This is a genomic window from Bradyrhizobium sp. ISRA464 (genome assembly GCF_029910095.1).
GTDB lineage: Bacteria > Pseudomonadota > Alphaproteobacteria > Rhizobiales > Xanthobacteraceae > Bradyrhizobium.
Map to the genome: position 1 here is coordinate 1,467,104 of NZ_CP094526.1, position 26,587 is coordinate 1,493,690.

Genomic DNA, 26,587 nt, shown 5'->3' on the forward strand with positions numbered 1-26,587 from the left:
GAATGACGCGGTTGAAGGCCCCGAACTGTCATTATCGGAACCCGGTGTGGTCAAAGATTGTCGGAACTGCCGATGGTTCGTGGCGAGGGCGCCGCGACGCATGTCTGCGATGGGCAACGTCCCGCCTCGCAAAAAGCTCCAAATCGAATGATTTTTTGATGACGTTGAGAATCCGGACGGCGCGCGCGATGGCCGCCCGGCTAATTGCCTGCGTGCAGACGTCCGGCGCGCAAGACGAGCCGCGCAATGCGTGTGTCGATGCTCAACGTGTAGATCATGGCAAGACCAAGATAGCCCCTGGCGGCATCGTGGCCATTGCGGCGAAAGCGCGCATGCGCCGGCGGCCGTTTGGTTACAGCCGCGAGGCGGCGTCGAATGTCGGCGCCGATGCCGCCTTCACGGCTGGCCGAGGCCGGTGAGGCCGAGCGCGGCGCCTGCGGCAAGCGCAAGCAGTGGATGGATGCGGGTCGCGGTGGTGGCGATCGCGACCCCGGCTGCGATCAGCACGAGGCTCCAGCTCGAGGTCGAGGCGTGCGTGATGACGATGGCGCTGGCGATGACCAGGCCGGCGGTGACGGGAACAAGCCCGGCCTGCACCTTCCGACGCCACGGCCGGTCCTTGAAGCGTTCCCAGAGCTGCAGCGCAATCCCGGTTACCAGCGAGGACGGTCCGAACTTCGCGAGCGACGTCACCAGCACGCCGGCGAAGCCGGCCACATGCCAACCCACCAGCGGCACGACCATCATGTTCGGCCCGGGCGCCGCCTGGGCCAGCGCGAACAGCGCGCTGAACTCGCGTGCCGTCATCCAGTGATGGATATCGACCACCTGACGCTGCATCTCCGGCAGGATGGTGTTGCCGCCGCCGAAGGCGAGCAGCGAGAGTTCGGCGAAGATCAGCGCCAGCGCGATCAGGGTTCCACTCATCGGGAGTGCCTCGATTTCAGGATGATGCTGAGCGGCGCCAGCGTCAGGAGGGTCGGCAGCAGCGGCAATCTGAACACCGCGATCGCCAGCACGCAGAGCGCGCCGATCAGCCAGCCCACCGCGTCCCGTCGCAGCGGCCAGGCGATCTTGATCGCCATCGAGATCAGCAGCCCGGCCGCGGCGGCCGCCAACCCGCCGAACAGGTGACGGACCACCGGCTCGCTCTCGAAGCGGTCATAGATCACGCCAAGCCCGATCACGACGGCCGTTGGCGCGGCGATCAGGCCGAGGATCGCGGCAAACGCGCCGGGGATGCCGCGGAACTTCAGCCCCACCGCCACCGACATGTTGATGATGTTGCCACCGGGCAGGAATTGGCAGAGCCCGAGCAGGTCCGTGAATTCTGCGCCGGTCAGCCAACCGCGCTTCTCGACCATCATGCGGCGTGCCAGCGGCAGCACGCCGCCGAAGCTGGTCAGCCCGAGGACAAAGAAGCCGGTGAACAGGTCGGCGACGCCAGGCGCGTCGTGCTTGATCACCTCGGCGGTGGGGACGGCGTCCATGGGCGGATCGGCTCCGGTTCGATCATTTTTCGAATCGAGCCTAATTTGCGGCAGGCCAAATTTCCAATATATGGAAAGCGCAAAGTGCATATGTTCTGAATATGGATGTCCCGGATGATCGAGCTGCGCCATCTTCGCTATGCGGTCGCCGTGGCCGAGGAGGGTCATATCACCCGCGCCGCTGCGCGGCTCGGCATACAGCAGCCGCCGCTGAGCCAGCAGATCCGCGCGCTCGAGGCCGCGATCGGGGCGCCGTTGTTCCGCCGGCAGCCGCGCGGGGTCGAGCCGACCGCCGCCGGCCGCGCCTTCGTGGACAAGGCGCGGACGATCCTGCGCGACGTCGACCTCGCCGTGGAGGCCGCGCGCCGCGCGAGCCGGGGCCAGGAAGGTCAGCTCGCCATCGGCTGCACCAGCTCGGCCGCCTTCAATCCCTTCGTCACCGGCGTCATGCGCGAAATGCGCGAGCGCGCGCCGGCGATCACGCTCTCGCTCGAAGAGGCCAGCACCGCCGAGCTGATCGAAGCGGTCGAAGCCGACCGCCTCGACGCCGCGTTCGTGCGCTCGCCGATCGAGCGGCTGGAGGGCCTCACGATCACCCACCTCCTGAACGAGGAGATGCTGGTCGCGCTGCCGGACCATCATCCGCGGGCGCGCAAGGATAGGCGCCGGCGGATTTCGCTGTCCGCGCTCGCCGACGAGCCGCTGATCCTCTACCGCCGTCCGACCGGGCCGGGCCTCTATGACAGCATCATCGCGGCCTGTCGCGCCGCGGGGTTCAGCCCGAAGGTGGCGCAGGAGGCGACGCGGATGGTGTCGACGCTGAGCCTCGTCGCAGCGGGGCTCGGGATCTCGATCGTCCCTGAATCGATGGCGCGCCTCGAGACCGCCGGCGTTGCCTATCTTCGTCTCGACCGCGCCGCCGGTCTCGTCGCCCCGCTCGCGCTGGCGCGCAAGAAGGGACCGCCGAGCGGAACGCTGGGCCGTCTGCTCGGCATCGTCGCGCGGCGCGTGAAGGATCGCGCCAGCGGTTAGGCGCCAACGAGCCTTTGCACTTCGTCATTGCGAGGAGCGGAAGCGATGAAGCAATCCATATCTCCGCATACGGACCGATGGATTGCTTCGCGGAGCCTGTCATCGGGCGCGCATGTGCGATGAGACGCCGCTGGCTAATTCCCCGGCTGGAACGTGCAATCGGCGCCGCCGCCGCCGTTCTCCCTGATCACCTTGGGATCGAGCGTGCAGGACAGCCTGGTGAGGCTCTCGTAGATCGTGCCGGCCGCGCCGTCGGAGGGCACGCCGGCGAGTGCTTCGGTGGCGAAGATCTCGTTCGCCGCGCGGCCCTTCACGGTGCTGATATGGCCGCCGAAGGTCAATTCGCAGGAGCGCGCGGTGATGTCGACATTGCTGGCGCGGCAGACGATCTTGTCAGCGGTCACGGTGATTGTCTTCGCATAGGCGACATGGTTGTCGCCGTTGAAGAGCGCGGCGACCGCCGTTTTCTCCGCGGCCGGCAGCGGCGAATGGGGCGCGATCACACCGGCGAGCGCCAGCGCCACCGAGCCCGATGCGGTCGAGCTTGCTGCCGATGCGGCGGAGACGGAGGCCAGCGACAAGGCGCATGCGAGGATCGTCAGTGCTCCAAATTTCATCCTGGTCTCCCGTGATTGGCGCGATTTCCGCGACGCGGAACCCGCTGCCATGCTTCAACAGCCGAAATGGTGACGCCATTCACACGATCCGAAAACTTCGCGTGAGGCGGCCGGTGCGCGGATATCACAGACCGGCTCCGCGTCGATCGGCTTGCAGGATCGCTCCATTGGCGTCACAGTCGGAGCCTGCGGCAGCGATGCCGCCAAGAATCAAGACGAAGAACAAAATCAAGGTTCGAGGAACGCCATGGCGGCCACGCGCATCGACTGCGACATCCATCCCGCGGTGGGAGGAACGCGCACCACGCTGCTGCCCTATCTCGACGATCACTGGAAAGAACAGGTGGTGAGCCGCGCGATCGACGGGCTCGACCTCAACTCCTATCCGCCGTCGATGCCATTGAGTGGCCGTGCCGATTGGCGGCCGACGGACGGCCGCAAGCCCGGCAGCGATCTGGCCATGGTGCAGCGCGGCGCGTTTGACCAGCTCGGTGCCAGCCATGCGATCTGCAACGTCGTCTATGGCGCGCAGGCGGTGTTCGATCCCTACATGGCGGCCGGCTTCTGTAAGGCGATCAACGACTGGATCGCGGCCGAGTGGCTCGGCAAGGACAAGCGGCTGCGGGCCTCGATCGTGGTGCCGATCCAGGCGCCGGATCTCGCGGTCGAGGAGATCGAGCGCAGGGCCGGCGACACCCGCTTCGTCTCCGTGCTGGTGCTGTCGCAGGGCGAGACGCTGCTCGGGCGGCGGCACTACTGGCCGGTCTATCAGGTCGCGGAGAAATACCAGCTGCCGATCGCGATCCACGCCGGCAGTGCGTACCGGACTGCGCCGAGCTCGATCGGCTGGCCGTCCTATCGTTACGAATACTATCTCACGGAAGCGCAGGCGTTCCAGGCACAGACGCTGAGCCTGATCTATGAGGGCGTGTTCGGGAAGTTTCCGGGGCTGAAGGTCGTGCTGATGGAATCAGGCGTGAGCTGGCTGCCGGCCTTCATGTGGCGCGCCAACAAGACCTGGCGCGGCGTGCGCGTCGAGGTACCCTGGGTCGAGCGCGAGCCGGCATCGATCATCCGCGACCATTTCCGCGTCACCATGCAGCCGTTTGACGGACCACCGGATGCAACAGGCGTAGCCGACGTGATCGACCAGATCGGCTCCGACAAGATGTTCCTGTTCGCGTCCGACTATCCGCACTGGCAGTTCGACGGCGACGATCCGATCCCGCCGCACCTGCCTGACAGCATCGTCGCGCGGATGTGCGAGGACAATCCGCTCGAAACGTTTCCGCGGCTGAAGCTGGATGCGTGAGGCATTCCGATGTTTGAGCAAACTCGCGACCCATCGGCGGTCCCCCACCTCTCCCTGCCGGGGAGAGGTGACGGCCACACCGATTCAAGACAAAGGAGGATCGCATGAGTGACGTCATCGACCGCCCGATGCTCGAGACCGAGAAGACCGCTGCGACCCGGCTGAAGATTATCGATTGCGACATCCATCCGAGCATTCATTCGCACAGCGACCTCAACGAGTTTCTGCCGAAGCGCTGGCAGCAGCATCTGAAGGAATATGGCAGCCATCTGCGCACGCCCTATATCGGCACCACGCCCTATCCGCGCTCCTCGCCGCTGATCGCGCGCCGCGATGCGTGGCCGCCGACCGGCGGTGTGCCGGGCTCCGACCTCGATTTCATGCGCAAGCAGCATCTCGATCCGTTCGACGTCGAGTTCGGCATTTTGCAGGTGCTCGACCTCTTCATCTTCTCGCAGCAGAACCTCGAATTCGGCGCTGCCATCCAGCGCGCCATCAATGACTGGCAGCTTGCCTTCTGGTCGCACCGCGATCCGCGCTTGAAGGCGTCGATCCTGGTCGGACAGGACGGCGACGACCTTGGCATCGCCGAGATCGAGCGCTGCGCCAAGACGGGCGAATACATCCAGATCAACGTGTCGCCGCGCGCCAACGAGCCGCTCGGCCGCCGTCGCTACTGGCCGATCTATGCGCGGGCGCAGGAGCTCGACCTGCCGCTCGGCATCCATGTCGGCGGCTATGGCGGGCATGCGCCGACCGGCGGCGGCTGGCCGTCTTATTATTGCGAGGAGCATCAGTCGAACGCGCACACCGTGGCCTCGCAGCTCACCAGCCTGGTGCTTGAAGGCATTCCGGAGCGCTTCCCCAAGCTGAAGATCGTGTTCATCGAGGGCGGCTTCGGCTGGATCCCATCGGCGATGTGGCGGATGGACCAGCATTTCGAACGCTTCCGCAGCGAGGTGCCGCACCTCGAGCGCAAGCCGAGCGAATATGTGAAGGAGCATTTCTGGTTCACGACGCAGCCGATCGACGAGCCCGATGAAGCAAGACACCTGCGTCAGCTGATCGAATGGGTCGGCATCGACCGGCTGCTGTTCTCGTCGGACTATCCGCACTGGGACTATGACGATGCGCGCTACGCCTTCAAGACGCCGCTGACCGAGGCCGAGCGGCGCAAGATCTTCAACAGCAACGCCCGCGCGGTTTACAAGTTCTAGTTTGGTTTACAAGTTCTAGTTTTTTGACGCGTTTTCTTTACGCGAACCGGAGCCCACTTCGCTTGAAAACGCTTTGAGGATCGAATGGCCCGTCACATCGTCGCGCGCACCAGCGATATCCCTGCCGGCGGCAACAAGGTCTTCGGCCTCGAGGGGCGCGACGTCGTCGTGTTCCACGTCAATGGCGAGTTCTTCGCGCTGCTCAATCGCTGCCCGCATGAGGGTGCGCCGCTCGAGAAGGCGGCTTGCGTCGCGCGCCTGACCTCGCCCGAGCCCGGCATCTATCAGCGCGACCGCGTCGGCGAGATGCTGCGCTGTCCGTGGCATGGTTGGGAATTCGACATGCGCAACGGCCAGTCTTGGTTCGACCCCAACCGCTTCAAGATCCGTTCCTATCCGGTCGCGGTCGAGAGCGGGGAAGAGCTGCAGAAGGGACCGTATGTCGCCGAAACGTTTCCGGTGCACATCGAGGACAATTACATCATCGTCGACGTCTAAGGCTGGATCGCCACATCAAGCTGCGCGCCGCGAATTGCCGATCAGCCCATGCTTCCCGGCATGAAGCAGCGCGCCTTCGGATGACCATTCAGATAGTAGGGCCAGACGATCGAATGACCGGCGCGGTTCGGTCCGTCGACGACGGCGTCATCGGGGACATCGACCCACTCGCCATCAATGTGTACGCGATAATGCCCGTCCTTGGTGTCCCAATCCGCATTGTCGAGGCGTTTCGCATCGGTGCCATCACAGCAGGGCCCCTTGCTGCTGTGCAGGCTCTCATACCAGCCGTTCAACTCGGGGTGCTGGTGATCATGGGCGCGTGCCGGACCGATCGCGCAGATCGGAACCGCAACCATCGCCGTGAACGCAGCCAATGTTGCGCGCCAGCAACCTTTCACCTCGTATTCATCCCGGACGCTCTCTGTCAGCCTGTCCGGAAACGGTCACGAAGCGCCGAGGTTCAATTCGATGATGTCGTCCCATCATCACGTTCGCGAGAGGCGCTCGGACGGTGTTCGAGCAAGCTCTGCGCTGATCAACGGTCAGGTCGACGACGGCCTTCAACTCCTTCGAATCGGACGCCTGCTGCGCGGGACAAAGCAACTACTTGATTGTCGCGCGCACCGTGATGACCGATGTGCCTGACGTCGTCGGCCCCTGACCCGTTGCCTTGATGGCAAACGTATCGCTTCCCTTGTACTTGGCCTTCGGCTTGTATTCGAACGTCGATGCGTTGACCTTCTTCAACTTGCCGTGCGCCGGCTTTTGCGCAATGGCCGAGTCGGTCACCGTGCCGCGTATCTGGATCGGAAACAGGCAAGCTTCCCCTGATGTGACGTCAATATCGCCGCTGGAATTTTCGCCCCAATTCGCCAGCGTGACCGACATCGAACATTCAGAAGGGGCCGGCGCCGAAGATGCCGGCATGAAGCTTGCTGCTTCGACAACAAGGGCGACAGCGGCTACCTTCGGCAGCCGCGCCCTGAACATTCTCAATCCCATGAAGAACTCACTGACCAAGGTTTGTCCGAGCGGCGCAATTGGAGCTGGGTCACTTAGCGGGCACTCCGCGCGAAATCTTGCAACGCGGATGCATCGCAGGCAAGGGCTTCGCCCATCGTGCCAAGCAATCCCTCAACCGCAACAGTATCAGGGGCCGGATTTGTCGGAGACGCTATCATTCGCGCGAATTCGTCGACACGGCACCTTGTTGCCCTGGCGAGGCCTCACCATAGTCATCAGCAGCGCGATTTGATCGAGCTACAACGGCGCAACGCCTGACGAGAGGAATGTCCAATGAGTGAACAAAGCGACGGTCAGGCAAATGCCCAACAAGCCGGGTTTGCGGGTGTCACGCGCAAGATTCTCGAGCGCCTTGCATTGCCCGGCGATCATCGGGAACTTGTCGTGGCCGAGGTGACCTATCCGCCCGGTGGCGTCGCTCCGCTTCACTGGCATCCTGTCGGAGGCGTGATCTTCATCGTCGAAGGTGTTGCCGAGTCCGCCTATGGCAACGAAGCTCCGCGACAGTACCGGGCAGGCGAGACCTTGCAGGATCGCGCCGATCTTCCGCACACCCATTTTCGCAATTGTGATCCGGAACGCCCGCTGCGCTTTCTGACCATCTACGCGCTCGAACCCGGGCGCTCCTATACGATGGAGCCGTGAGGGCGGGGCCTGGCGCCTTAAAAGCCAAACTCCACCGCGACTATTCCTTCCTCGCCGTCAGGCCGTCGATCATCGCGCGCGTCAGCGTTGCGATCTCGCCGCGCAGCGCATCGATCGGCACCGCGATCAGCTTCTGCTCCAGTCCCAGCGCGACCATGCCGTGCACGGCGGAGAACAGGCTGCGTGCGGTGACGCTCAGCTGCGTCGACGAACGGTGCGGGAAGAGCGCTGCGAGCGGCTTGTGGATGTGCCGGAACAAGTCCATCTGCTCGGTCACAGCCCATTCGGGCACCGGCTTGCCGGGTTGCATGCGGTGCTCGAACAGCGCGCGCCACTGCTCGAGATTCTCGGCGGCGAAATCGCAATAGGCGACCGCGATCCGCACCAGCATCTCGCGTGGCGCGGCCGGTCCACTAATCTCGGCCAGTGACAGCGAGGCATCCAGTCGCGCCAGGGTGCGCGAGCCGACCCGCAGGATCAGCTCGTCGACGTCCTCGACCAGGTTGTAGACGCCGCCATTGGCGACGCCGATTTCCTGCGCCAGCTCGCGCGTTTTCAGGCCGCCGAGACCCTTCGCCGCGACCGCGCGTTCCGCCGCCTCGATTAGGGCTTCACGCAGTTTGGCTCGTCTTTCCAATGCCTTGGACATGATTTTCCTGTCGTTAATCATGTGTTTGAGCGATGCTCAAATAAATATTGAGCAATGTTCAAATTGTGGTGCAAGACCGTCATGAGCAATGCTCATAACAGGGAGTGACCAAATGTTCAAAACGGTTTTTACGCTGTTCCGCGGCACCGTCGCTGCAGCGGGCGAGGAGCTGGAGGACCGGACCGCGCTCGTCATCCTCGACCAGCAGATGCGCGACGCGGCGGCGGCCGTGGAGCGCTCGAAGCGGACCCTGGCGCTCGCGATCGCCGGCGACCAGCAGGAAGGGCGGCGGCTCGAGACCACCTGCGCCCGCAGCGCCGATCTGGAGCTGCGTGCGACCGCGGCGCTCGAGGGCGGCCGGGAAGATCTCGCCCGCGAAGCGGCGCAAGCGATCGCCAATCTCGAGGCCGAGCGCGATGCCGCGACGACCGCGCGCGCTCTGTTTGCTTCTGAGATCACCCGGCTCAAGCGCCATGTTGCCAATGCCGAGGCGCGCATCGGCGAGCTCGATCGCGGCCGCCGGCTGGCGCGCGCCTCCGAGGCAGTGCGCGCGCTGCGCCGGAGCGGTATCGAGGCGGCGCGTCCCTACGAGTCGACGCTGCCGGACGCCGAGGCCACGCTGAAGCGCTTACGCGAACGGCAGATGGAGGCCCAGGCCGCCGACGAGGCCCTGATCGAGATCGACGCTGCCTCTGGTCCGCTCGCCACCGCCGAGAAGCTCGCCGAGCAGGGCTTTGGCCCGCGGATGAAATCGACCGCCGACGACGTGCTGGCGCGGCTGAAAGCCAAGTGCCCGCCCGCAGCCTGAACCTCAAGCCTGAACCTCAAGCCTGAATCTCAATCGTCTTCAAACCTCATATCATCAAGGAGCGTATCATGAACCAGAATGTCCAACCCCACAGCGGTGCCTGGGTCACCTTCACCTACGCGTCGTTTGTCGCTTCCGCCTTCCTAGTCGCCGTCGGCGTGTTCTTCCTGCCGATCGACATCTGGATGAAGGGCTATCTCACGATGGGCATCGTGATGCTGGTCCAGACCTGCGTCGCGCTGACCAAGACGGTTCGCGACAACCATGAGAGCGGCAAGCTCGTGAACCGCATCGAGGATGCCAAGGCCGAGCGCCTGTTGATGGAAGTCTCCAAGGCGGCCTGAGCCGGACCGATCAGAAGCGGCGGCGTTCGTCACCCGCCGCTTGAACTTGTTTGGTTTCCTGAAGAGCTCGTTTACCCTGCGGCAATCAGTGCCAGGTTGCGCTCATCGCTCCTTAATAGGCGGGGTGCACAAATCGCGCCCAGTTGCGGGCAGGAACCATGGTGTCATCGGACAACGGCAAACCGGCGTCGCGCGCCGGCCGGGGTTTTGCGAAAGCGCGCGCGGTCTTTGACGGCCTGCGCAGCCATGGCAGCTTCTGGCTGAAGGCGTTGTCGCAACCGACCATCGATCTCAGCCTGCGCACCCAGGCCGGCCAGCGCACCCGCATCGTCGAATCGCCAGGCCTGTCGCTGCCGAAGGACGAGCTCGACGCGCTTGTCGCGCAGCTGCGCATCGTCGCGGCGAAGACCCTGCCGCAGGCGAGCTTGACCTACGGCATCTTCTCCGGCGAGCCCGAGCGATTGTCGCGCGCCATCGTCACCTTGATCTGCGAGGAGGACAGCGGCCGGCCGATCGCATTCAACGCGCTGTCCGTGATGGACGTGCCGCTCGACGGCGAATTGACCGAAGTCACCCATCTCGGCCTCGTGATGGTCGACCCCGGCGTGCGCGGGCAGGGGCTGTCCTGGGTGCTCTATGGCCTCACCGCGTTGGTGCTGTTTGCCCGCGACGGCCTGCGGCCGAAATGGATCTCCAACGTCACTCAGGTGCCGGCGGTGGCCGGCATGGTCAGCGACACCTTCTCCGACGTGTTTCCGTCGCCGCTGCCGGGCGCGCGGCAGAGCTTCGCCCATCTGCAGCTCGCACGCGGCATCATGGCGAAGCACCGCGCCGTGTTCGGCGTCGGCGAGGAGGCCGGCTTCGACGAGACGCGTTCGGTTATCACCAACGCCTATACCGGCGGCTCGGACGCGCTGAAGAAGACTTTTGAGGGCGCGCCGAAGCATCGCGACGCCGTCTACAACGACTTTTGCCAGCGCGAGCTCAATTACGATCGCGGCGACGACGTGCTGCAGCTCGGCCGCATCGATCTTGCCGGTGCGCGCCGCTATCTCCTGAGCGAAGTGCCTCCCGGCTCGCTGCCGGCGCTGCTTGCGGCCTCCGCGATGCTGGCGCTGCAGCGGCTGGTGCTGCCGGTGGTCTACTGGCTGGACGACACCCGCGCCTTCGGCACGTTGCGGCCGCGGAGGTAGGATGCCGAGGCGACACGATGACTTTTGACCACGACTCGTTTACCGGCCGCGCGACGGCAGAAGCTGGCGCCGAAGCCATCGATCATCCGACGGGCGGACCATGACGTCGGGCGTGATCGCCGATTCCATCGTCAATCTCTGCGGCGCCATCGGGCTTGCCGTGGCGATGATGACATTCTATCGCCGCGACCCCAGGAGCCCGCTGACCCGGCGTCTGTTGTTCGCGCTCGGCGTGATCGCGATCCTGTTCCTGGATCGGGGCCTGGCGTGGTGGACCGGAAGCCGGCTGCTCGATCGCCTCTCGGTGATCCCGGCCTCGTTGATCCCGCTCGGCGCCCTGATCGTCACCGAGGGCATTTTGCGGCGGCATGCGCCGCGCGCGGTGAAGATCGCGGCGCTCGGCGGCGGCATCCTGCTCGGCCTCGGCGGCTTGCTCGGCCTGCAGCGCTTCGTGATGCCCTATGCGATCACGCTGGCGCTGTTCCAGCTATCGGGCTTCGCGACCTGCGCCGTTCTGCTCGCGACGCGCGACCGCTCGGCGCTGATGGCCACGGAAAATCGCAGCATCGGGCGGCTCGCGGTCGGCGCGCTGCTGGTGATCCCGTTCATCCTCACCGACTTTCGCACGTTATTTCCGCACATTCCGGTGCGGCTCGGCGCCCTTGGCACGCTGTTGACCGTGACCGTGATGCTGATCGCAGGCGGCGGGGCCGAGACGCGCCGGCATGGACTGGCGATGATGGCGCTGCGGCTGATCGGTTCGGGCTTGCTCGGATTTGCCGCCGCCTTTATGGCGCCCGATGTCGATGCGGCGCAGATCGTTCGTTTCGTCGCCGTCGCGATTGCCGGCGTGCTCACCATCGGCTTGATGACGGACGCGCTGCGCGCGCTGTTCGAATCGCAGGAGCCGGGCGTGCTCAATTCGGTCGCGGCGTCGCCGGCGCAGACGCGGGAGCAGCTGATCGCCGAGCTTGCACGTCATCCGATCTTCGAAAGCGCGCGTCGCTTCCGCGAAAGCGAGCTCGCCGCTTACGATCCGCTGCTGCTCCGCGACTTCCTGTCGCCCCGGCGCGTGCTCCGCCGTTCCGACGCTCCATGGGGGCTGTCGCCGATCGAGCCTGCGGTCGAGCGCATGGTCTCGCTGCTGACGGCCAACAGCGCCACGCATGTCATCGTGCTCGCCCATGATCCGCTCGACCTGATCGTGCTGGCGGTGCCGGTGACGGCGGCCGATCCCGCCACCGAGACCGCGCTGGCGCTGGTGCGGCGGCTGCTGGCGCTGACGCCGGAGGCCAAATGATGCTCGAAATCCGGAAGGGGGATCGCAGGACGGCCCCGAACAATGGCCAAAACCCCGGCATTTTAGGCTGCTGGTCGACTGGCTGATTGTCCGAGCGCCTCACGCGTGCTGCCCGATATCTCCGCTGTCAAAGTTTCATGCGATCGTGCTATGACGCCGCCCGCAAACCAACGACCGGTGTGGATTTATGTCGAAGCAGTCGATGCGTGAGGAGGCCGAGCGCCTGATCCGCGAAACCATGGAAAAGCGGAACCTCGTCGTCAAGCAGGGCATGACCCGGATCGAGGCCGTCTGCGGCAAATGCGGCGCGCCGAACCGCGTGCAGGCGGAAAAGGGCCAGTCCCGCGTCAAATTCGCCTGCAAGCAGTGCGGTCACAAGCAGGAAACGCTCTGAGCATTGCCCTGAGCGATCGGGAAAATCCCGTAGCGTGGGTTAGCGAAGCGTAACCCACCAATTTGGTTCACCATGAAGTTGGTGGGTTACGCCTGCGGCTAACCCACCGCACAGGCTCTCACTTCCCCTTCACAAATGCCGCGAACGCATCCGCGTAATCCGGATGCCAGCGCGACAGCGCGGGGCGGTTCTCGACGATATCTCCCGCGGCCCAGAGGATGCGGCGCTCGTCGAGCGCGCGCGGCACGTCGTTGTCGGGGCAGAGGATGTAGAAATCGCCCGCCTCGAGCCGTTCGATCATGAAGTCGACGGTCTGCTCTGCGGTCCAGGCGCCTGCCGGCTTCTCGGTGCGGCCGCGCGCGGTCAGCCCGGTGAAGACGAAGCCCGGGATCAACAGATGCGCTGATATCTTGCAGCCGTCGGTGTTGCGCAATTCGTGCTGCAGCGCCTCGGTGAACGCCTTCACGCCGGCCTTGGAGACATTGTAGGCGGGATCGCCGGGCGGCGTGGTGATTCCTTGCTTGGAGCCGGTGTTGATGATCAGCCCCGGCTTGCCGCGCTTGATCATGTTGGGCGCGAAGGCCTGCGTGCCGTTGATCACGCCCCACAGATTGACGGCGAGGATGCGCTGCCAGTTGTCGGCGGGTCCGAACGTCGTGCTGCCGGGCTGGATGCCGGCATTGTTCATCAGGATGTCGGTGCCGCCGAAGCGTTTTGCGACCGCCGCCTCGAGGCCCGCGACCTCGTCGGCGCGGCTGACGTCGACCGCCGCGGTCATGATGTCGGCCGCACCGCCCGGTGCCGCAGATGACAGTTTCGTCGTAGCATCCTTCAGCCTGTTATCGCCGAGATCGGCGATGCAGACCTTCATGCCGGCCTTCGCGAAGCGCAGTGCGGCGGCAAGCCCGATGCCGGATGCGCCTCCGGTGATCACGGCAACATGATTTGGCGATATCGCGGGATGAGGCATCGACGGTCTCCGGACACATATGTGGCTGACACTTACAACGCTAGCATAACGCGCGCGCCATGTACGCAGGCGCATGGGAGGTTTTCGTGCGCGCCGTCCTGTTCAACGCCCGCGCGGCTTTACGGTTTCGCGCCTGCGCTGTAGAATTCGAGATATAACGCTTCCAAACGACTTCAGCCGACATTTACAGGGAGTGCAAACATGGCTGTTTCGCAGGCTGTTCCGATCACGCGCCATCCTTATGCCGATGGCTCCTACAAGAAGATGCTGATCGACGGCAAATGGGTCGACGCCGCCTCTGGCAAGAAGTTCGAAACGCATAACCCCGCGACCGGCGAGCTGCTCGCGACCGTCGCCGAGGGCGATGCGGAAGATATCAACCGTGCGGTCGCCGCCGCGCGCCGGGCATTCGAGGGTGCCTGGAGCAAGGTCAAGCCGTATGAGCGGCAGAACCTGCTGCTCAAGCTTGCCGATCTCGTCGAAGCGAATTTCGAGGAATTGTCCCAGCTCGATACGCTCGACATGGGCGCGCCGATCAGCCGCACCCGCGGCAACCGGCTGCGCGCGCTCGGCATGTTGCGCTATTACGCGGGCCAGGCGACCGCGATCCATGGCGAGACCATCGAGAACTCGCTGCCCGGCGAGATCTTCTCCTACACGCTGAAGGAGCCGATCGGCGTGGTCGGCGCCATCATCCCGTGGAACGGGCCGCTGACTGCGACGATCTGGAAGATTGGTCCTGCGATCGCGACCGGCTGCACCGTGGTGCTGAAGCCCGCCGAGGAATCGCCGCTGACCTCGCTGCGCATCGCCGAGCTCTGCATGGAGGCCGGCATTCCGCCCGGCGTCGTCAACGTCGTGCCGGGCTATGGCGAGACCGCGGGCGCAGCGCTCGCGTCCCATCCGGATGTCGACAAGGTCGCCTTCACCGGCTCGCACCTCACGGGCCAGTCGATCATCCGCGCCTCGGCCGGCAACCTCAAGCGCGTCTCGCTCGAGCTTGGCGGCAAGTCGCCGGACATCGTGTTTGCCGACGCCGATCTCGACGCGGCGGTTCCGGGCGCGGCGATGGCGGTGTTCGCCAATTCCGGCCAGATCTGCAGCGCCGGCACTCGGCTGTTCGTCGAGCAGAAGGTCTATGACGAATTCGTCGGCCGCGTCGCCGAGTTCGGCAAGAAGCTGCAGGTCGGCAACGGCCTCGATCCCAACACCCAGATCGGCCCGCTGGTGTCGCAACAGCAGATGGAGCGCGTGTCTGGTTATCTCGAGATCGGCCAGAAGGAAGGCGCCAGGGCTGTTGCCGGCGGCGGGCGTCTCACGGAGGGCGCTCTGTCGAAGGGCTATTTCGTGCAGCCGACGGTGTTCGCCAATGTGCAGGACACCATGCGCATCGCGCAGGAGGAGATCTTCGGACCGGTGATCTCGGCGATCTCGTTCAAGGATCCGGACGAATTGATCAAGCGCGCCAATGCCACGACCTTCGGGCTTGGCTCGGGCGTGTGGACCACCAATGTCAGCAAGGCGCACCAGGTCGCGAAGGCGCTGCGCGCCGGCTCAGTCTGGGTCAATTGCTACCAGGCCATGGACCCGGCGGTGCCGTTCGGCGGCTACAAGATGAGCGGCTACGGCCGCGAGTCCGGCAAGCAGCACGTCGAGGAGTACCTCAACGTCAAGGCGGTCTGGATCAAGACGGGCTAGCTGGTGCTTCTTACCTCTCCCCGCTTGCGGGGAGAGGTCGCCGCGCTCTTGCGCGGCGGGTGAGGGGGTACAGGTCTCAAACCCTCGGCTTGCTCGTGGAGGCAGCCCCTCACCCCAACCCTCTCCCCGCAAGAGCGGGGCGAGGGAGCCTATTCTCGGTAAGGTGAGCTTAGTAGGGAACGCCGGCCGCCGCCGGCTACTTTGCATGGGGTTGTTTTCGATATTTTCACAACGCGCCCCTGCGACGGCCGCCGTTCCTGCTTCTACCGCCCCACAGCCTTCTTCGGCTTGCCGATGTCGCTGCGCAGCGCCTCGAGGTCCTTGCGCACGGCGAGCGCCGCGTCGCGCTCGATCTTCCGGTAGCGCGCCACCAGCGAGAGGCCGAACGGCGTCAGCACCGCGCCGCCGCCATTCTTGCCGCCGGTCTGCCGTTCCACCGCAGCCTGCCGGCAGATGCGGTTGATCTCGTCGACGAGATCCCAGGCGCGCTTGTAGCTCATGTCCATGGCGCGGCCGGCGGCGGAGATCGAGCCGCATTCCCGGATGTTTTCCAGGAGCTGAATCTTGCCCGGCCCGATCCGGTCCTGGGCATCGAGGTCGATGCGGACGCTGAGGGAGGGGAGCGATGTGGCGCTCGATTTCGGCATGGAGTGTCTGCTTTCTCGCCTTGGCAACCAGATTGCCACTACCTGCATTTGCGAACAAGATGAACCCGTTAGATAACGGGCATGATCCGGACCCGGAGGGCCGCGCCAGCGCAAAGTGGAAACCGGTTTTCCGAACAGATCATGCCCAGCATATAACGGGAAACCACATAAGAATTATTTGGGGCAGGCATGAATCCTCCGTCGCTGTTCTCTCCGCTCAAAATCGGTCCCTATCAGCTCAAGCACCGCGTCGTGATGGCGCCGCTCACCCGGATGCGGGCAGCGAGGCCGAGCCTCGCGCCGCGGCCGCTGAACGCGGAATATTACGCGCAGCGTGCCACCCGGGGCGGGTTGATCATCGCCGAGGCCTCGCCTGTAGTTGAGACCGGCTTCGGCAATCCCGGCGTTCCTGGCATCTACACCGAGGCCCAGATCGCCGGCTGGCGCAAGGTCGTGAATGCCGTCCATGCCAAGGGCGGTTTCATCTTCCTGCAGCTCTGGCACGTCGGCCGCGTTTCGCACTCCTCGTTCCAGCCGGGCGGAGCGCTGCCGGTCGCACCGTCGGCGGTGGCGATCCCCGAGCTCAAGACGATGACAGCCGATGGCAAGGTTGTCCCGTACGAGACGCCGCGCGCACTCGAGACCAGCGAGATCCCGCTGATGGTCGAGGCCTACCGCCAGGCCGCGAAGAATGCGCTCGCCGCCGGCTTCGACGGCGTCGAGATCCACGGCGCCAACGGCTATCTGGTCGAGCAGTTCCTGCAGTCGCGCAGCAACCTCCGTACCGATCAATATGGCGGCTCGATCGAGAACCGCGTCCGCTTCCTGCTGGAGGTGACGCAGGCCGCAATCGACGTATGGGGCGCCGACCACCGCGTCGGCGTGCGGTTGTCGCCCTACGGCATCGCCAATGGCAGCGGCGAGGCCGACCCGATGCCGCTGTACAGCCACGCCATCAAGGCGCTGGACAAGCTCGGGCTCGCCTATCTGCATTTCATCGAGCCGCGCGCCTCCGGCACGGGGCGTGCGGAGGTCAACTGGCAGAACGTGCCGTCGGCGATGGTGCTGTACCGCCCGATGTGGAGCGGCGTGCTGGTGACGGCCGGTAACTTTCTCGGCGAGAATGCGCAGAGCGCGATCACCGAGGGCCATGCCGACGCGATCGCCTTCGGCCGCTACTTCATCTCCAACCCGGACCTGCCGCACCGCCTCGAACGTGGCTATCCGCTGACGCCGTATAACCGCGCCACCTTCTACGGCGGCGAGGAGAAGGGGTACACGGATTATCCCGTGCACGGCGAGTTGGCACAGGCGTAAGTCCTCGTAGCCCGCGCGAATGCGCGCCCGATGACAGGCTCCGCGTAATCCGGGGCCGCTGCATCTACTGATCAACGGTCCCCGGATTTCGCTGCGCTGCATCCGGGCTACAATGATTGCGGTGCTCGTCATTGCGAGCGAAGCGAAGCAATCCATATGTCGGCGTACGAGGAGCGATGGATTGCTTCCGCCTTCGCCAAGGCTTCGGCGGACAAGTCGTCGCTTTCACTCCTCGCAATGACGGTGGGTGAATGGAGCGACCCCGATGTTTCCGGAAGACGATGAATTTGCGCCGGCAAAAAAGCCGAAACCCGTGGCGCTGGCCAAGCCTGCCGCGGGGCAGTGCCTGTGCGGCAAGGTGTGCTTCGAGATCGACGTGCCAGCGCGCTGGGCATGGCATGACCACACGCAGGCCAGCCGCCGCGCGCATGGCTCGGCCTATGCGACCTATGTCGGAAGCTGGCGCAAGCGGTTCCGCATCACGCAAGGCGCAAGCGAGCTCTCGCGTTACGAGGATCCGGCGACCAGGACCGCGCGCAGCTTCTGCACCACCTGCGGCACGCCCGTCATCTACGAGCGGGCGCGCGCCCCGCACATGGTCAACATCCCGCGCGCGCTGTTTTCCGGGCGCACCGGCCGGCAACCGCTCTATCACATCGCGATCGAGGAACTGCAGGAATGGGCCTATACCGGCGAGCCGCTGGTGCCGCTGAAAGGCTATCCCGGCGTGGTCTGGCAGCGCTCGAAAAAGAAGAAGCGCAGCGAGCGGGAAGGGATGTTCTGAAGCGATTTCGAGCGAAGTGGGCACGGTTCGCGTGAAGCTTTGGTTCTGATTCAGTCGGAACCAAAGCTCCAGGCGCGCGCCTGCGGAATGCAGCCATGATCGACCGCTCGATTGCTCCCGCCGCGCAAGTTTGGTCATCTCCCATCCCGCGGGCCAACGCGTTCGCAGGCGTGGAGGAAACATGAAGAATCGCATTACCGGCCGCTCGGCGTTCCTGGCGCTGTTGAAGGACGAGGGTGTCACGCATCTGTTCGGCAATCCCGGCACCACCGAATTGCCGATCATGCACGCGCTGAAGGACCATCCTGATCTCACCTACGTGATGGCGATGCAGGAGAGCCTGGTTGTCGCGATGGCCGACGGATTCAGCCGCGCTTCGGGCAAGCTCGTCGCCTGCAACGTCCATGTCGCGCCGGGCCTCGGCAACGCGATGGGCTCGCTCTACAACGCAAGCTTCACCGGTACGCCGCTGATCCTCACCGCCGGTCAGCAGGAGCAGGGCCATGGGCTGACGGAGCCGGTGCTCTATGGCCCGCTGGTGCAGATGGCGACGCCGCTCGTCAAATGGGCGGTAGAGGTGACGCGCCTGGAGGACCTGCCGCGGGTCGTGCGCCGCGCCGCCAAGATCGCGACCACGCCGCCCACGGGGCCGGTGTTCATCTCGCTGCCCGGCGATATCCTCAATTCCGAGGCCGGTATCGAACTCGGCCGCTCCACCCGCGTCGATACCCGCGTCAGGTCGTCGGACGACTCGCTGAAGGCGCTGGCCGCGCGCATCCTGAAAGCCGAGCGGCCGGTGATCATTGTCGGCGACGAGATCGTCAAGAGCGATGCGCTGCGCGAGGCCGCCGATCTCGCGGAGACGCTGGGCTGCCCGGCCTGGCAATCGTCGACGCCCTATGGTGCGCATTTCCTCTCTGAAAGTCCGTGCTTCATGGGCGCGATCGCGCGCCTGCAGAAGGTCGCCCGTGACGTGCTAGCGCCCCACGATCTCCTGATCGCGCTCGGCGGCGATCCCTTGCGGATGTCTGTCTACAGTGAGGTCGATCCGCTGCCGGACGGACTGTCCATCGTGCAGGTCGGTCTCGTCGACAGCGATCTCGCCAGGAACTATGGCGCCGAGATCGCGGTCAAGGCCGACGTCAGGGAAACGCTGCGCGCGCTGGTACCGGCACTGAAGCAGGCCGGTGGCAGCGCGCTGGAGGCGCGCGCCAGGCAGGGGCTCGCGGCGCTCGCACCTAAGAATTGGGCTGCGAAGCGCAAGGCGCTGGTCGAGCAAATCTCGAAGGCCAGCCACACCTCGCCGATCGATCCGGACTGGCTCGCGCTGCAGGTCGTCGAGGCGATGCCCGACAACGCGATTCTGGTCGACGAGGGCCTGACCTCGTCGCGCCAGATCATCGGCCTAAGGCCGCATCGCGACCGCTATGGCTATCACGCGCTTGCCTCGGGCGGCATCGGCTGGGGCCTGCCGGCCGCGGTCGGCGTCAGCCTCGCCAATCCGCAGCGTCCGGTGGTCTGCTATTCCGGCGACGGCTCTTCGATGTATTCGATCCAGTCGCTGTGGACCGCGGCCAATCACAAGCTGCCGCTCACCTTCGTCATCGTCAACAATGGTGGCTATCGCATCATCAAGCAGCGCCTGCTCGCCTTCCACGGCGACGATCATTATGTCGGCATGGATTTCATCGACCCGCCGGTCGATTTCACCGGCATCGCGCGCTCGCTCGGGCTCGAGGCGATCAAGATCACGGACCCGCAGGAGCTGAAGAGCGCGATGAAGTCGGCGTTCAGCCGCCCGGAGGCGAAGCTGATCGAGGTGGTAGTGAGCAATGCGGTGAATTAAGCGCCGCCGCGCGTTCTCCATCACCGTCATCCTGAGGCGCTCGCGCAGCGAGCCTCGAAGGATGCACGGCCCCGCCAGTGGCCGTCGATCCTTCGAGGCTCGCCCGGCAGCGCAAGCGCGCTGCAAGGCTCGCACCTCAGGATGACGGGACTGCCAGATGTGGGTAAGCCGTCATTGCGAGGAGCGAAGCGACGAAGCAATCCATGCATAGGCGAGCGCGGACAGATGGATTGCTTCGCTGCGTTCGCAATGACTGTTGGAATTACTTCGCGGCGGCACGCGGCTTGACGCGATAACGGCTCCCAGGATGCGTCCCGTCGAGCCTTGCTCGCCCAGCCCCAAACAGCTTCTCCCGCAGCGTGCCCTTGGCGTATTCGTGCTTGTAGCGGCCGCGCCTGGTCAGTTCCGGCACCAGCATGTCGGCGATATCCTCGAAATCGCCGGGCGAGATCGCAAACGCGACATTGAGGCCGTCGACATCGGTCTCCTCGAACCACTGCTCGATCTTGTCGGCGACCTGCTCGGGCGAGCCGACCACCACGGGGCCGGCGCCGCCGATGCCGACATGCTCGGCGACCTCACGCACGGTCCAGACCCGATCAGGATCGGCGCGGGTGACGTTGTCCATCGCAGACCGTCCGGCGTCGTTCTGCACGTGCCGCACCTCCTGGTCCAGCGCATAGGTGGAGAAGTCGACGCCGGTCCAGCCCGACATCAACGCCAGCGCGCCCTCGTGACTGATGTGGCTGCGATACTCCGCGTATTTCGCCTTCGCCTCCGCTTCGGTCGGAGCGACGACGATGCACATCATCGAGAACATCAGGATCTCGGCCGGGTTGCGTCCTTTCGCGGCGGCAAGCTCGCGGATCGCGGACACCCGCGGGCCGATCACCTTCGACGACGGGCCCGACATGAAGACGCATTCGGCATGCTCGGCCGCGAACTGCCGCCCGCGCGGCGAAGTCCCGGCCTGGTAGAGCACCGGCGTGCGCTGCGGCGACGGCTCCGAGAGATGGATCGCGTTGAGCCGGTAGTTCTTGCCCTCGTGATGCACGGGGTGCACCTTCTTTGGATCCGTGAAGATGCCGCTGGCGACGTCGCGGATCGCGGCGTCGTCCTCCCAGCTGCCTTCCCAGAGCTTGTAGACCAGCTCCATATATTCGTCGGCGAGCTCATAGCGGTCGTCATGCGCGGTCTGCTTGTCCTTGCCGGCGCCGCGCGCCGCGCTGTCCAGATAGCCGGTCACCACGTTCCAGCCGACCCGGCCGCCGGTTAAATGATCGAGCGTCGACATCCGCCGCGCGAACGGGTAGGGCGGCTCGAAGGAGAGGTTGCTGGTGACGCCGAAGCCGAGATTCTCGGTCACCGCGGCCATCGCCGGGATCAGCATCAAGGGCTCGTTGGCCGGGGTTTGCGCCGCATTGCGCAGCGCCGCATCGGGACTATTGGCATAGACATCGTAGACGCCGAGCACGTCGGCGAGGAACAGTCCGTCGAACCGGCCGCGCTCCAGCGTCTTCGCCAGATCGATCCAGTAGGACAGCTTGTTGTAATCCTTGGTGCGGTCGCGCGGGTGAGTCCACAGCCCCGGCGACTGATGCGCCACGCAGTTCATGGCAAAGGCGTTGAGCCGGATTTGCTTTGTCATCGTTGTAACCTGGACGCACGTCAGTGAAGCCCGGCCGGTCGTCGGGCTTTTCGAGCGATCAGCTTGTTGCGACTTCCCCTGTTTTGGCAAGGGCCATTCGCGATCGCGGCACTTCCTCCCGCGATCCGATCCCGATAGGTTGGAGGCCAGAGCATGATCCGGCGCTGCGAAACGAATTTGCGATGCGATCATGCTGAGACTTGAGCGGACGAAGGGACAATCATGGCGACACGGGCCGACGCAATCGCAATCGCGCGAGAGCATTTTCAATCGGGACAGTTCCTTAAAGAGCTGGACCGCAGGGTCGGCTACCAGACCGAGAGCCTGAATGCCGACAAGGCCGATGCCCTGCGCGCCTATCTGGTCGAGAACCTGCAACCGGCCTTCGTCGAGCTCGATTTCAAGACCCGGCTTATCGAATCACCGACCGGCCGCGGGCCCTATCTGATCGCCGACCATCAGGAAGATGCCTCGCGGCCGACCGTGTTGACCTACGGCCATGGCGACGTCGTCGACGGCATGGTCGGCGAATGGCGCGACGGGCTCAATCCCTGGCAGATCACGGTCAAGGGCGAGCGCGCCTATGGCCGCGGCACCGCCGACAACAAGGGCCAGCATTCGATCAACATGGCCGCGCTGCGTGCCGTGCGGCAGGCGCGCGGCGGCAAGCTCGGCTTCAACGCGAAGTTCATCATCGAGACCGGCGAGGAGATCGGCTCGCCCGATCTGCGCGAGGTCTGCGAAGCGCATCGCGAAGAGCTGAAGGCCGACCTGTTCGTGGCCTCCGACGGGCCGCGGCTGTCGGCGGAACGCCCGACCATCTTCCTCGGCTGCCGTGGCGGCAACCGCATCCATCTCGATGTCAATCTGCGCGAGGGCGGCAACCATTCCGGCAATTGGGGCGGCGTGCTCGCCAACCCCGCCACGATCCTGGCGAATGCGATCGCGAGCCTGGTCGACGGCAAGGGCCGCATGAAGCTCGAGATCCTCAAACCCCCGCCGATCTCCAACCGGGTCCGCGCCGCGCTCGCCGACGTCAAGGTCGAGCCGACGGCGGACGAGCTCGCGCTGTCGCCGGACTGGGGCGAGGAGGGGCTGACGCCGGCCGAGCGGCTCTATGCCTGGAACACGCTCGAAGTGCTGGCGATGTCGTCAGGCAATATCGAGAAGCCGGCCAATGCGATTCCCGGCAAGGCGAGCGCCGTGCTGCAACTCCGCTCCGTCGTCGGCACCAGATATCTCGAGGTGATCGACGCAGTGCGCGACTATCTGCACAAGAACGGTTTTCCGATGGTCGAGGTCTCCGGCACGCAGCGCTTTGCCGCCTCGCGCACCGACATGGACAGCCCGTGGATCGATTGGGCGGCCAATTCCATCCGCAACACCACCGGCAAGGCGCCGGCGGTGTTGCCGAATTTCGGCGGCTCGCTGCCGAACGACGTGTTCTCGGAAGGCCTCGGCCTGCCGACGATCTGGGTGCCGCATTCCTATCCCGGCTGCTCGCAGCACGCGCCCGACGAGCACATCCTGCTGCCGGTCACAGAGGAGGCGCTCACCATCATGGCGGGCCTGTTCTGGGATCTCGGCGAGACGCCGCGCAAATCGTAACGGCGTGGACTTTACATCCGTCATGCCCGGCCTCGTGCCGGGCATCCACGTCTTTCTTTCTGCTACCAAGACGTGGATGGCCGGGACGAGCCCGGCCATGACGCGTTGAGAGACAGCTGGCTGATCCGGCCAAGGAAACGAGATGACACTATCGACGCCGCTCAACTCCCAAATCGACGTTGCCGCCAAAAAGAACATCACCAAGCTGATCGTCGCGACCTCGGTCGGCAATGCGCTCGAATGGTACGACATCGCGGTCTACGCCTATTTCGCGGTTTACCTCTCGAAGGCGTTCTTTCCGGCGAACGATCCGACCACCTCACTGCTGCTGACCTTCGGCAGCTTCGGCCTGTCGTTCCTGGTCCGCCCGATCGGCGGCATCGTGCTCGGCGCCTATGCCGACCGGCACGGCCGCAAGGCCTCGCTGATGCTGTCGATCGTGCTGATGACATCAGGCACGCTGGCGCTCGCGCTGACGCCGACCTACCAGACGATCGGCGTCGTGGCGCCGGTCGCGGTGATTCTGGCGCGGCTGGTGCAGGGATTCTCCGCCGGCGGCGAATTCGGCTCCTCCACCGCCTTCCTGGTCGAGCACATGCCGGAGCGGCGCGGCTTCGTCGCGAGCTGGCAGTTCGCAAGCCAGGGCGTCAGCGGCCTGTTGGGAGCGGGGTTCGGCGCGCTGCTCACCTCGCTGCTGAGCCCGGAGGATCTGCAATCCTGGGGCTGGCGGCTGCCGTTCCTGTTCGGCGTCCTGATCGGCCCGGTCGGCATCTACATCCGCAACCATGTCGACGACGCGAGCCCGCCACCGGCTGAAAAGCAGGAATCGCCGGTCGTCGAAGTGTTCGCGCGGCAGAAGCTCGCCACCATCCTCGCCATCGGCGCGCTCGCGGTATCGACCGCGGTCAACTACCTCATCGTCTACATGCCGACCTATGTGGTGAAGACGCTCAACCTGCCGCCGTCGGTCGGGTTCATCGCCTCGTTCGCCGCGCAGACAGCCGTCGCGCTGCTGGCGCCGATTGCCGGCATGGTCTCCGACAGGATCGGGCGGACCACGCACATGATCCTGTTCGCGCTGCTGCTCCTGGTCTCGATCTTTCCGGCCTTCCTGCTGCTCACGGGCAAGCCGACGCCGGCAATCATTCTGCTCGGCGTGCTCTGGCTCGGTGTCCTCAAATCGCTGTATTACGGGCCGCTCGCCGCGCTGATGTCAGAACTGTTTCCGCCACAGACGCGTGCGACCGGGCTCGGCCTCAGCTATAATATCGGCGTCACCGTGTTCGGCGGCATGGGGCCGGCGATCATGACCTGGATGGGCGGCTTCGCGCTGATCGGCGAGCTCGCGCCGGGCTACTATCTCACCGCCGTCTGCATCCTGAGCCTCGGCGCGCTCGTCACCATCCGCCGGATGCGGCTGGCCTAGCCGCATCGTAAATCTGATTTCGTGTCGCGAAATTCACGAAGTCAGGGTTGCTGCAAAGCAGCGTAGTTAGTTGAAATCAAAGTTTCATCTGACGAAAGTATACGATGTCGCGCGAGTGCCATCCGCTTTAGGATGGCGCCGCGCGGAGGCCTCGTCCATCACGGATGTCGTGTCCGGATCACTCTTTGCGATTGAGGCAGGACATGAACGCTTCCACGACTGCGACCGCACGGGCCGGCCGGAAGAGGCCGGTTCCGGAGCTAGGGCAGCCAGACAAGTTCAACGCGATCCAGAAGGTCTGCGCGATCCTGCGCGTGCTGGCGCAGCGTTCGCCGCTGCGGCTGACCGACATTGCCGACACCACCTCGTTGAACAAGGCGACCGCGCTGCGCATCCTCAACTCGCTGATCGAGGAGGGCTTCGTCAGCCGGATCGCCGGCGCCAAGACCTATGAGCTCGGCCAGGAGGCGCGGGTGATGGCGGTCGGCGCGCGCCGCTCGGTCGACATCGCCGAGCTGGCGCAGCCGAGCCTGCTGCGGCTGTCCGAGCGCTCCGCCGATACGGCGCTGCTGTCGGTTCGCTCCGGCGTCGAGGCGCTCTATCTCGCGCGCTCGGTTGGCAGCCATCCGCTGCAGCCGAACTATCTGCAGATCGGCAGCCGCCGTCCGCTCGGCGTCGGCGCCGGCGCGCTGGCGCTTCTGGTCTGGCTGCCGGACGCCGAGATCGAGGCGGTCATCGAGGTGATCGTGCCGCGGTTGGCGAAATCGCCGCGCATCACGCCGAAGTTCCTGCGCGAGCGCATCGCACAGGCGCGCAAGGTCGGCCACACCGTGCTGATCGACGCCGCGTTTCCCGGCATGGGCGGCGTCGGCGTTCCCGTCCGCGACGACGCCGGCGAGGTGGTCGCCGCGCTCTCGATCGGCGCGGCGTCCGACCGCATCCGCCGCCGCGAGGCGGAGCTTGCCGACATGCTGAAGAAGGAAGCCCAGGTGCTGGCGCGCGCGATCGCGCAGGCGCCGCAGAGCGGCCGCGTCGCCAAGATGGGCTGAAGCAGCGCGCCGCCTAAAGCGCGATGAGATTGGGTTGAATCGTCATCGCGCTTTAGCTCCTTGTTTGAGCATGATCTTTTCGGAAAACCGCTTCACACTTTTCCGGATCATGCTCTAGATCTGCCTGATGGAAGCAAAGTCGAAGTGGGAGCTCGGCGGGTTCTCGCCGACGCGGAGCATGGTGTCGCTCGGGAAATGATGCGGCGGAACCGGCAGATTATACGGCGCCGGCACCCCATGATACACGCGCCCGGCGAGATCGTATTTGGAGCCGTGACACGGGCAGAAGTAGCCGCCCGGCCAGTTTGGCGCAGGCGACGTCGCATTCGGATCCGGCTCGTACAATGGAATGCAGCCGAGATGGGTGCAGATGCCGATTATGACACCGAACTCCGGCTTGATCGAGCGATGCCAGTTCTGCACGTAGGGCGGCTGCTGCAGCTCGGACGATTGCGGATCGGCCAATTGGGAAAGCAGCGCCTTGTCCTTGAGTTTCTGCACGGCCTCCGGGGTGCGGTGGGTCACGAATACGGGCCGGGTTCGCCAGCGAAGCACCACTTGCTGACCCGGCGCGACCTTTGACAGGTCAAGCTCGACGGGGCCGCCGGCCGCCAGAGTCGAGGCGTCGGGGTTCATCTGGCTGATCATGGGGACGAGGGACGCCACGGCGCCGACCGTGCCGAAGGCGGCGGTTGCGATGTAGAGAAAGTCGCGGCGCGAGGCCTTGCCGGACGTCGGGGCGTTTGCCGTGGAAGCGGAGTCAGTCATCGCGGAACTTCCTTGCGAAAGGAGCGCAGACGACGGAACTGTTGCGCGCGATCGAGCTCGGCGAACCCGCCGGATCTGCTGCAGATTGTTGATAGTTGACACATGCCGACCGATCCTGGCACGGACGATCCCGTTGACGGCATCGGTGGCCAGGATCGGAAGGTTCTGCGTCTCGCAGCGATGTTTCACCGCATGCAATAAAATATGTGGCGATGCTTGCCGCGACAGCCAGCCGCATTTCGTTAATTCGGCTCCATCTTCAAGGGAAGTTGAGGCCGACGCGTGGCGTGTTCCAACTCGC

Annotated in this window: 28 protein-coding genes; 18 read left to right on the plus strand and 10 right to left on the minus strand. The window is 65.0% G+C overall.

What is annotated here, in order from left to right:
• Positions 1-2 precede the first annotated feature (2 nt).
• Positions 3-419: a hypothetical protein gene (locus MTX19_RS06870; protein ID WP_280985899.1), complete on the plus strand. Its 417-nt coding sequence runs from the start codon at positions 3-5 to the stop codon at positions 417-419.
• On the opposite strand, the gene MTX19_RS06875 is transcribed toward MTX19_RS06870, so the two are convergent.
• Together MTX19_RS06875 and MTX19_RS06880 are read right to left on the minus strand one after the other, a co-directional pair.
• On the minus strand, positions 397-927 hold the full coding sequence (locus MTX19_RS06875) for a chromate transporter (RefSeq protein WP_280982967.1): 531 nt from the start codon (positions 925-927) through the stop codon (positions 397-399). The genes MTX19_RS06870 and MTX19_RS06875 overlap by 23 nt on opposite strands.
• Entirely contained in the window at positions 924-1,490 is a 567-nt protein-coding gene (locus tag MTX19_RS06880) for a chromate transporter (RefSeq protein ID WP_280982968.1), read from the minus strand. Before MTX19_RS06880 ends, MTX19_RS06875 begins: the two co-directional genes overlap by 4 nt.
• 114 nt (positions 1,491-1,604) lie before the next feature.
• On the opposite strand from MTX19_RS06880, the gene MTX19_RS06885 reads away from it, so the two are divergent.
• The gene (locus tag MTX19_RS06885) at positions 1,605-2,522 is read left to right on the plus strand and encodes a LysR family transcriptional regulator (protein WP_280982969.1); all 918 of its coding nucleotides are present in this window, start codon (positions 1,605-1,607) and stop codon (positions 2,520-2,522) included.
• Between the two features lie 134 nt (positions 2,523-2,656).
• Here the strand turns inward: MTX19_RS06885 and MTX19_RS06890 are convergent, their stop codons facing one another.
• Positions 2,657-3,139, minus strand: a complete 483-nt coding sequence (locus MTX19_RS06890; protein ID WP_280982970.1) for a hypothetical protein — start codon at positions 3,137-3,139, stop codon at positions 2,657-2,659.
• Positions 3,140-3,386: 247 nt separating this feature from the next.
• Between MTX19_RS06890 and MTX19_RS06895 the strand changes: the two genes are divergently transcribed.
• The 3 genes from MTX19_RS06895 (at position 3,387) to MTX19_RS06905 (ending at position 6,166) form a co-directional block, all read left to right on the plus strand.
• A complete protein-coding gene (locus MTX19_RS06895; RefSeq protein ID WP_280982971.1) occupies positions 3,387-4,451 on the plus strand; it encodes an amidohydrolase family protein in 1,065 nt (354 codons plus the stop codon).
• 104 nt (positions 4,452-4,555) lie between these two features.
• A complete protein-coding gene (locus MTX19_RS06900) occupies positions 4,556-5,668 on the plus strand; it encodes an amidohydrolase family protein (RefSeq protein WP_280982972.1) in 1,113 nt (370 codons plus the stop codon).
• A gap of 84 nt (positions 5,669-5,752) precedes the next feature.
• Positions 5,753-6,166: a Rieske (2Fe-2S) protein gene (locus tag MTX19_RS06905; protein ID WP_280982973.1), complete on the plus strand. Its 414-nt coding sequence runs from the start codon at positions 5,753-5,755 to the stop codon at positions 6,164-6,166.
• A 41-nt stretch (positions 6,167-6,207) separates the two neighbouring features.
• Here the strand turns inward: MTX19_RS06905 and MTX19_RS06910 are convergent, their stop codons facing one another.
• Both MTX19_RS06910 and MTX19_RS06915 read right to left on the minus strand, forming a co-directional pair.
• The gene (locus tag MTX19_RS06910) at positions 6,208-6,525 is read right to left on the minus strand and encodes a hypothetical protein (RefSeq protein WP_280984714.1); all 318 of its coding nucleotides are present in this window, start codon (positions 6,523-6,525) and stop codon (positions 6,208-6,210) included.
• Positions 6,526-6,772: 247 nt separating this feature from the next.
• Positions 6,773-7,057 (minus strand): hypothetical protein, encoded by a 285-nt coding sequence (locus tag MTX19_RS06915; protein WP_280982974.1) that lies wholly within the window; start codon positions 7,055-7,057, stop codon positions 6,773-6,775.
• 408 nt (positions 7,058-7,465) lie between these two features.
• Here MTX19_RS06915 and MTX19_RS06920 point away from each other — a divergent pair, with 408 nt between their 5' ends.
• Entirely contained in the window at positions 7,466-7,837 is a 372-nt protein-coding gene (locus MTX19_RS06920; RefSeq protein ID WP_280982975.1) for a cupin domain-containing protein, read from the plus strand.
• A gap of 40 nt (positions 7,838-7,877) precedes the next feature.
• On the opposite strand, the gene MTX19_RS06925 is transcribed toward MTX19_RS06920, so the two are convergent.
• Positions 7,878-8,486 carry a WHG domain-containing protein gene (locus MTX19_RS06925; RefSeq protein ID WP_280982976.1) on the minus strand — a complete coding sequence of 203 codons (609 nt, stop codon included), beginning with the start codon at positions 8,484-8,486 and terminating at the stop codon, positions 7,878-7,880.
• A 112-nt stretch (positions 8,487-8,598) separates the two neighbouring features.
• On the opposite strand from MTX19_RS06925, the gene MTX19_RS06930 reads away from it, so the two are divergent.
• The 5 genes from MTX19_RS06930 to MTX19_RS06950 all read left to right on the plus strand — a co-directional run bounded on the left by MTX19_RS06930 (position 8,599) and on the right by MTX19_RS06950 (position 12,525).
• Positions 8,599-9,294: a PspA/IM30 family protein gene (locus MTX19_RS06930; protein WP_280982977.1), complete on the plus strand. Its 696-nt coding sequence runs from the start codon at positions 8,599-8,601 to the stop codon at positions 9,292-9,294.
• A gap of 68 nt (positions 9,295-9,362) precedes the next feature.
• Entirely contained in the window at positions 9,363-9,638 is a 276-nt protein-coding gene (locus MTX19_RS06935; RefSeq protein ID WP_280982978.1) for a YiaA/YiaB family inner membrane protein, read from the plus strand.
• 158 nt (positions 9,639-9,796) lie between these two features.
• Entirely contained in the window at positions 9,797-10,831 is a 1,035-nt protein-coding gene (locus MTX19_RS06940) for a hypothetical protein (protein ID WP_280982979.1), read from the plus strand.
• 100 nt (positions 10,832-10,931) lie between these two features.
• Positions 10,932-12,131: a hypothetical protein gene (locus MTX19_RS06945; RefSeq protein WP_280982980.1), complete on the plus strand. Its 1,200-nt coding sequence runs from the start codon at positions 10,932-10,934 to the stop codon at positions 12,129-12,131.
• A 187-nt stretch (positions 12,132-12,318) separates the two neighbouring features.
• Entirely contained in the window at positions 12,319-12,525 is a 207-nt protein-coding gene (locus MTX19_RS06950; protein WP_280975754.1) for a hypothetical protein, read from the plus strand.
• Positions 12,526-12,643: 118 nt separating this feature from the next.
• Here the strand turns inward: MTX19_RS06950 and MTX19_RS06955 are convergent, their stop codons facing one another.
• On the minus strand, positions 12,644-13,495 hold the full coding sequence (locus MTX19_RS06955; protein ID WP_280985900.1) for an SDR family NAD(P)-dependent oxidoreductase: 852 nt from the start codon (positions 13,493-13,495) through the stop codon (positions 12,644-12,646).
• 201 nt (positions 13,496-13,696) lie between these two features.
• Between MTX19_RS06955 and MTX19_RS06960 the strand changes: the two genes are divergently transcribed.
• A complete protein-coding gene (locus tag MTX19_RS06960) occupies positions 13,697-15,193 on the plus strand; it encodes an aldehyde dehydrogenase family protein (RefSeq protein WP_280985901.1) in 1,497 nt (498 codons plus the stop codon).
• A gap of 263 nt (positions 15,194-15,456) precedes the next feature.
• Here the strand turns inward: MTX19_RS06960 and MTX19_RS06965 are convergent, their stop codons facing one another.
• A complete protein-coding gene (locus tag MTX19_RS06965; RefSeq protein WP_280982981.1) occupies positions 15,457-15,840 on the minus strand; it encodes a winged helix-turn-helix domain-containing protein in 384 nt (127 codons plus the stop codon).
• Between the two features lie 189 nt (positions 15,841-16,029).
• Between MTX19_RS06965 and MTX19_RS06970 the strand changes: the two genes are divergently transcribed.
• The 3 genes from MTX19_RS06970 (at position 16,030) to MTX19_RS06980 (ending at position 19,787) form a co-directional block, all read left to right on the plus strand.
• Positions 16,030-17,157 (plus strand): alkene reductase, encoded by a 1,128-nt coding sequence (locus MTX19_RS06970; RefSeq protein WP_280982982.1) that lies wholly within the window; start codon positions 16,030-16,032, stop codon positions 17,155-17,157.
• 265 nt (positions 17,158-17,422) lie between these two features.
• Positions 17,423-17,941, plus strand: coding sequence for a GFA family protein (locus MTX19_RS06975; RefSeq protein WP_280985902.1), 519 nt, complete (start codon positions 17,423-17,425; stop codon positions 17,939-17,941).
• 181 nt (positions 17,942-18,122) lie between these two features.
• Positions 18,123-19,787, plus strand: coding sequence for a thiamine pyrophosphate-binding protein (locus MTX19_RS06980; RefSeq protein ID WP_280982984.1), 1,665 nt, complete (start codon positions 18,123-18,125; stop codon positions 19,785-19,787).
• Positions 19,788-20,049: 262 nt separating this feature from the next.
• Here MTX19_RS06980 and MTX19_RS06985 read toward each other — a convergent pair whose 3' ends face one another.
• Positions 20,050-21,435: an LLM class flavin-dependent oxidoreductase gene (locus MTX19_RS06985; protein ID WP_280982985.1), complete on the minus strand. Its 1,386-nt coding sequence runs from the start codon at positions 21,433-21,435 to the stop codon at positions 20,050-20,052.
• Positions 21,436-21,657: 222 nt separating this feature from the next.
• On the opposite strand from MTX19_RS06985, the gene MTX19_RS06990 reads away from it, so the two are divergent.
• From MTX19_RS06990 to MTX19_RS07000, 3 genes are all read left to right on the plus strand, one after another.
• A complete protein-coding gene (locus MTX19_RS06990; protein ID WP_280985903.1) occupies positions 21,658-23,043 on the plus strand; it encodes a M20 family metallopeptidase in 1,386 nt (461 codons plus the stop codon).
• A 142-nt stretch (positions 23,044-23,185) separates the two neighbouring features.
• The gene (locus tag MTX19_RS06995; protein WP_280982987.1) at positions 23,186-24,469 is read left to right on the plus strand and encodes an MFS transporter; all 1,284 of its coding nucleotides are present in this window, start codon (positions 23,186-23,188) and stop codon (positions 24,467-24,469) included.
• Positions 24,470-24,672: 203 nt separating this feature from the next.
• The gene (locus MTX19_RS07000; protein ID WP_280982988.1) at positions 24,673-25,518 is read left to right on the plus strand and encodes an IclR family transcriptional regulator; all 846 of its coding nucleotides are present in this window, start codon (positions 24,673-24,675) and stop codon (positions 25,516-25,518) included.
• 114 nt (positions 25,519-25,632) lie between these two features.
• Here MTX19_RS07000 and petA read toward each other — a convergent pair whose 3' ends face one another.
• Positions 25,633-26,286 (minus strand): ubiquinol-cytochrome c reductase iron-sulfur subunit, encoded by a 654-nt coding sequence (petA, locus tag MTX19_RS07005; RefSeq protein ID WP_280982989.1) that lies wholly within the window; start codon positions 26,284-26,286, stop codon positions 25,633-25,635.
• Positions 26,287-26,587: the final 301 nt, after the last annotated feature.

What these genes read in the sequence shown, in the direction of transcription:
- MTX19_RS06870 (WP_280985899.1), top strand. Translation starts at nt 3, where the DNA reads ATGACGCGGTTGAAGGCCCCGAACTGTCATTATCGGAACCCGGTGTGG.
- MTX19_RS06875 (WP_280982967.1), bottom strand. Translation starts at nt 927, where the DNA reads ATGAGTGGAACCCTGATCGCGCTGGCGCTGATCTTCGCCGAACTCTCG.
- MTX19_RS06880 (WP_280982968.1), bottom strand. Translation starts at nt 1,490, where the DNA reads ATGGACGCCGTCCCCACCGCCGAGGTGATCAAGCACGACGCGCCTGGC.
- MTX19_RS06885 (WP_280982969.1), top strand. Translation starts at nt 1,605, where the DNA reads ATGATCGAGCTGCGCCATCTTCGCTATGCGGTCGCCGTGGCCGAGGAG.
- MTX19_RS06890 (WP_280982970.1), bottom strand. Translation starts at nt 3,139, where the DNA reads ATGAAATTTGGAGCACTGACGATCCTCGCATGCGCCTTGTCGCTGGCC.
- MTX19_RS06895 (WP_280982971.1), top strand. Translation starts at nt 3,387, where the DNA reads ATGGCGGCCACGCGCATCGACTGCGACATCCATCCCGCGGTGGGAGGA.
- MTX19_RS06900 (WP_280982972.1), top strand. Translation starts at nt 4,556, where the DNA reads ATGAGTGACGTCATCGACCGCCCGATGCTCGAGACCGAGAAGACCGCT.
- MTX19_RS06905 (WP_280982973.1), top strand. Translation starts at nt 5,753, where the DNA reads ATGGCCCGTCACATCGTCGCGCGCACCAGCGATATCCCTGCCGGCGGC.
- MTX19_RS06910 (WP_280984714.1), bottom strand. Translation starts at nt 6,525, where the DNA reads ATGGTTGCGGTTCCGATCTGCGCGATCGGTCCGGCACGCGCCCATGAT.
- MTX19_RS06915 (WP_280982974.1), bottom strand. Translation starts at nt 7,057, where the DNA reads ATGTCGGTCACGCTGGCGAATTGGGGCGAAAATTCCAGCGGCGATATT.
- MTX19_RS06920 (WP_280982975.1), top strand. Translation starts at nt 7,466, where the DNA reads ATGAGTGAACAAAGCGACGGTCAGGCAAATGCCCAACAAGCCGGGTTT.
- MTX19_RS06925 (WP_280982976.1), bottom strand. Translation starts at nt 8,486, where the DNA reads ATGTCCAAGGCATTGGAAAGACGAGCCAAACTGCGTGAAGCCCTAATC.
- MTX19_RS06930 (WP_280982977.1), top strand. Translation starts at nt 8,599, where the DNA reads ATGTTCAAAACGGTTTTTACGCTGTTCCGCGGCACCGTCGCTGCAGCG.
- MTX19_RS06935 (WP_280982978.1), top strand. Translation starts at nt 9,363, where the DNA reads ATGAACCAGAATGTCCAACCCCACAGCGGTGCCTGGGTCACCTTCACC.
- MTX19_RS06940 (WP_280982979.1), top strand. Translation starts at nt 9,797, where the DNA reads ATGGTGTCATCGGACAACGGCAAACCGGCGTCGCGCGCCGGCCGGGGT.
- MTX19_RS06945 (WP_280982980.1), top strand. Translation starts at nt 10,932, where the DNA reads ATGACGTCGGGCGTGATCGCCGATTCCATCGTCAATCTCTGCGGCGCC.
- MTX19_RS06950 (WP_280975754.1), top strand. Translation starts at nt 12,319, where the DNA reads ATGTCGAAGCAGTCGATGCGTGAGGAGGCCGAGCGCCTGATCCGCGAA.
- MTX19_RS06955 (WP_280985900.1), bottom strand. Translation starts at nt 13,495, where the DNA reads ATGCCTCATCCCGCGATATCGCCAAATCATGTTGCCGTGATCACCGGA.
- MTX19_RS06960 (WP_280985901.1), top strand. Translation starts at nt 13,697, where the DNA reads ATGGCTGTTTCGCAGGCTGTTCCGATCACGCGCCATCCTTATGCCGAT.
- MTX19_RS06965 (WP_280982981.1), bottom strand. Translation starts at nt 15,840, where the DNA reads ATGCCGAAATCGAGCGCCACATCGCTCCCCTCCCTCAGCGTCCGCATC.
- MTX19_RS06970 (WP_280982982.1), top strand. Translation starts at nt 16,030, where the DNA reads ATGAATCCTCCGTCGCTGTTCTCTCCGCTCAAAATCGGTCCCTATCAG.
- MTX19_RS06975 (WP_280985902.1), top strand. Translation starts at nt 17,423, where the DNA reads ATGTTTCCGGAAGACGATGAATTTGCGCCGGCAAAAAAGCCGAAACCC.
- MTX19_RS06980 (WP_280982984.1), top strand. Translation starts at nt 18,123, where the DNA reads ATGAAGAATCGCATTACCGGCCGCTCGGCGTTCCTGGCGCTGTTGAAG.
- MTX19_RS06985 (WP_280982985.1), bottom strand. Translation starts at nt 21,435, where the DNA reads ATGACAAAGCAAATCCGGCTCAACGCCTTTGCCATGAACTGCGTGGCG.
- MTX19_RS06990 (WP_280985903.1), top strand. Translation starts at nt 21,658, where the DNA reads ATGGCGACACGGGCCGACGCAATCGCAATCGCGCGAGAGCATTTTCAA.
- MTX19_RS06995 (WP_280982987.1), top strand. Translation starts at nt 23,186, where the DNA reads ATGACACTATCGACGCCGCTCAACTCCCAAATCGACGTTGCCGCCAAA.
- MTX19_RS07000 (WP_280982988.1), top strand. Translation starts at nt 24,673, where the DNA reads ATGAACGCTTCCACGACTGCGACCGCACGGGCCGGCCGGAAGAGGCCG.
- petA (WP_280982989.1), bottom strand. Translation starts at nt 26,286, where the DNA reads ATGACTGACTCCGCTTCCACGGCAAACGCCCCGACGTCCGGCAAGGCC.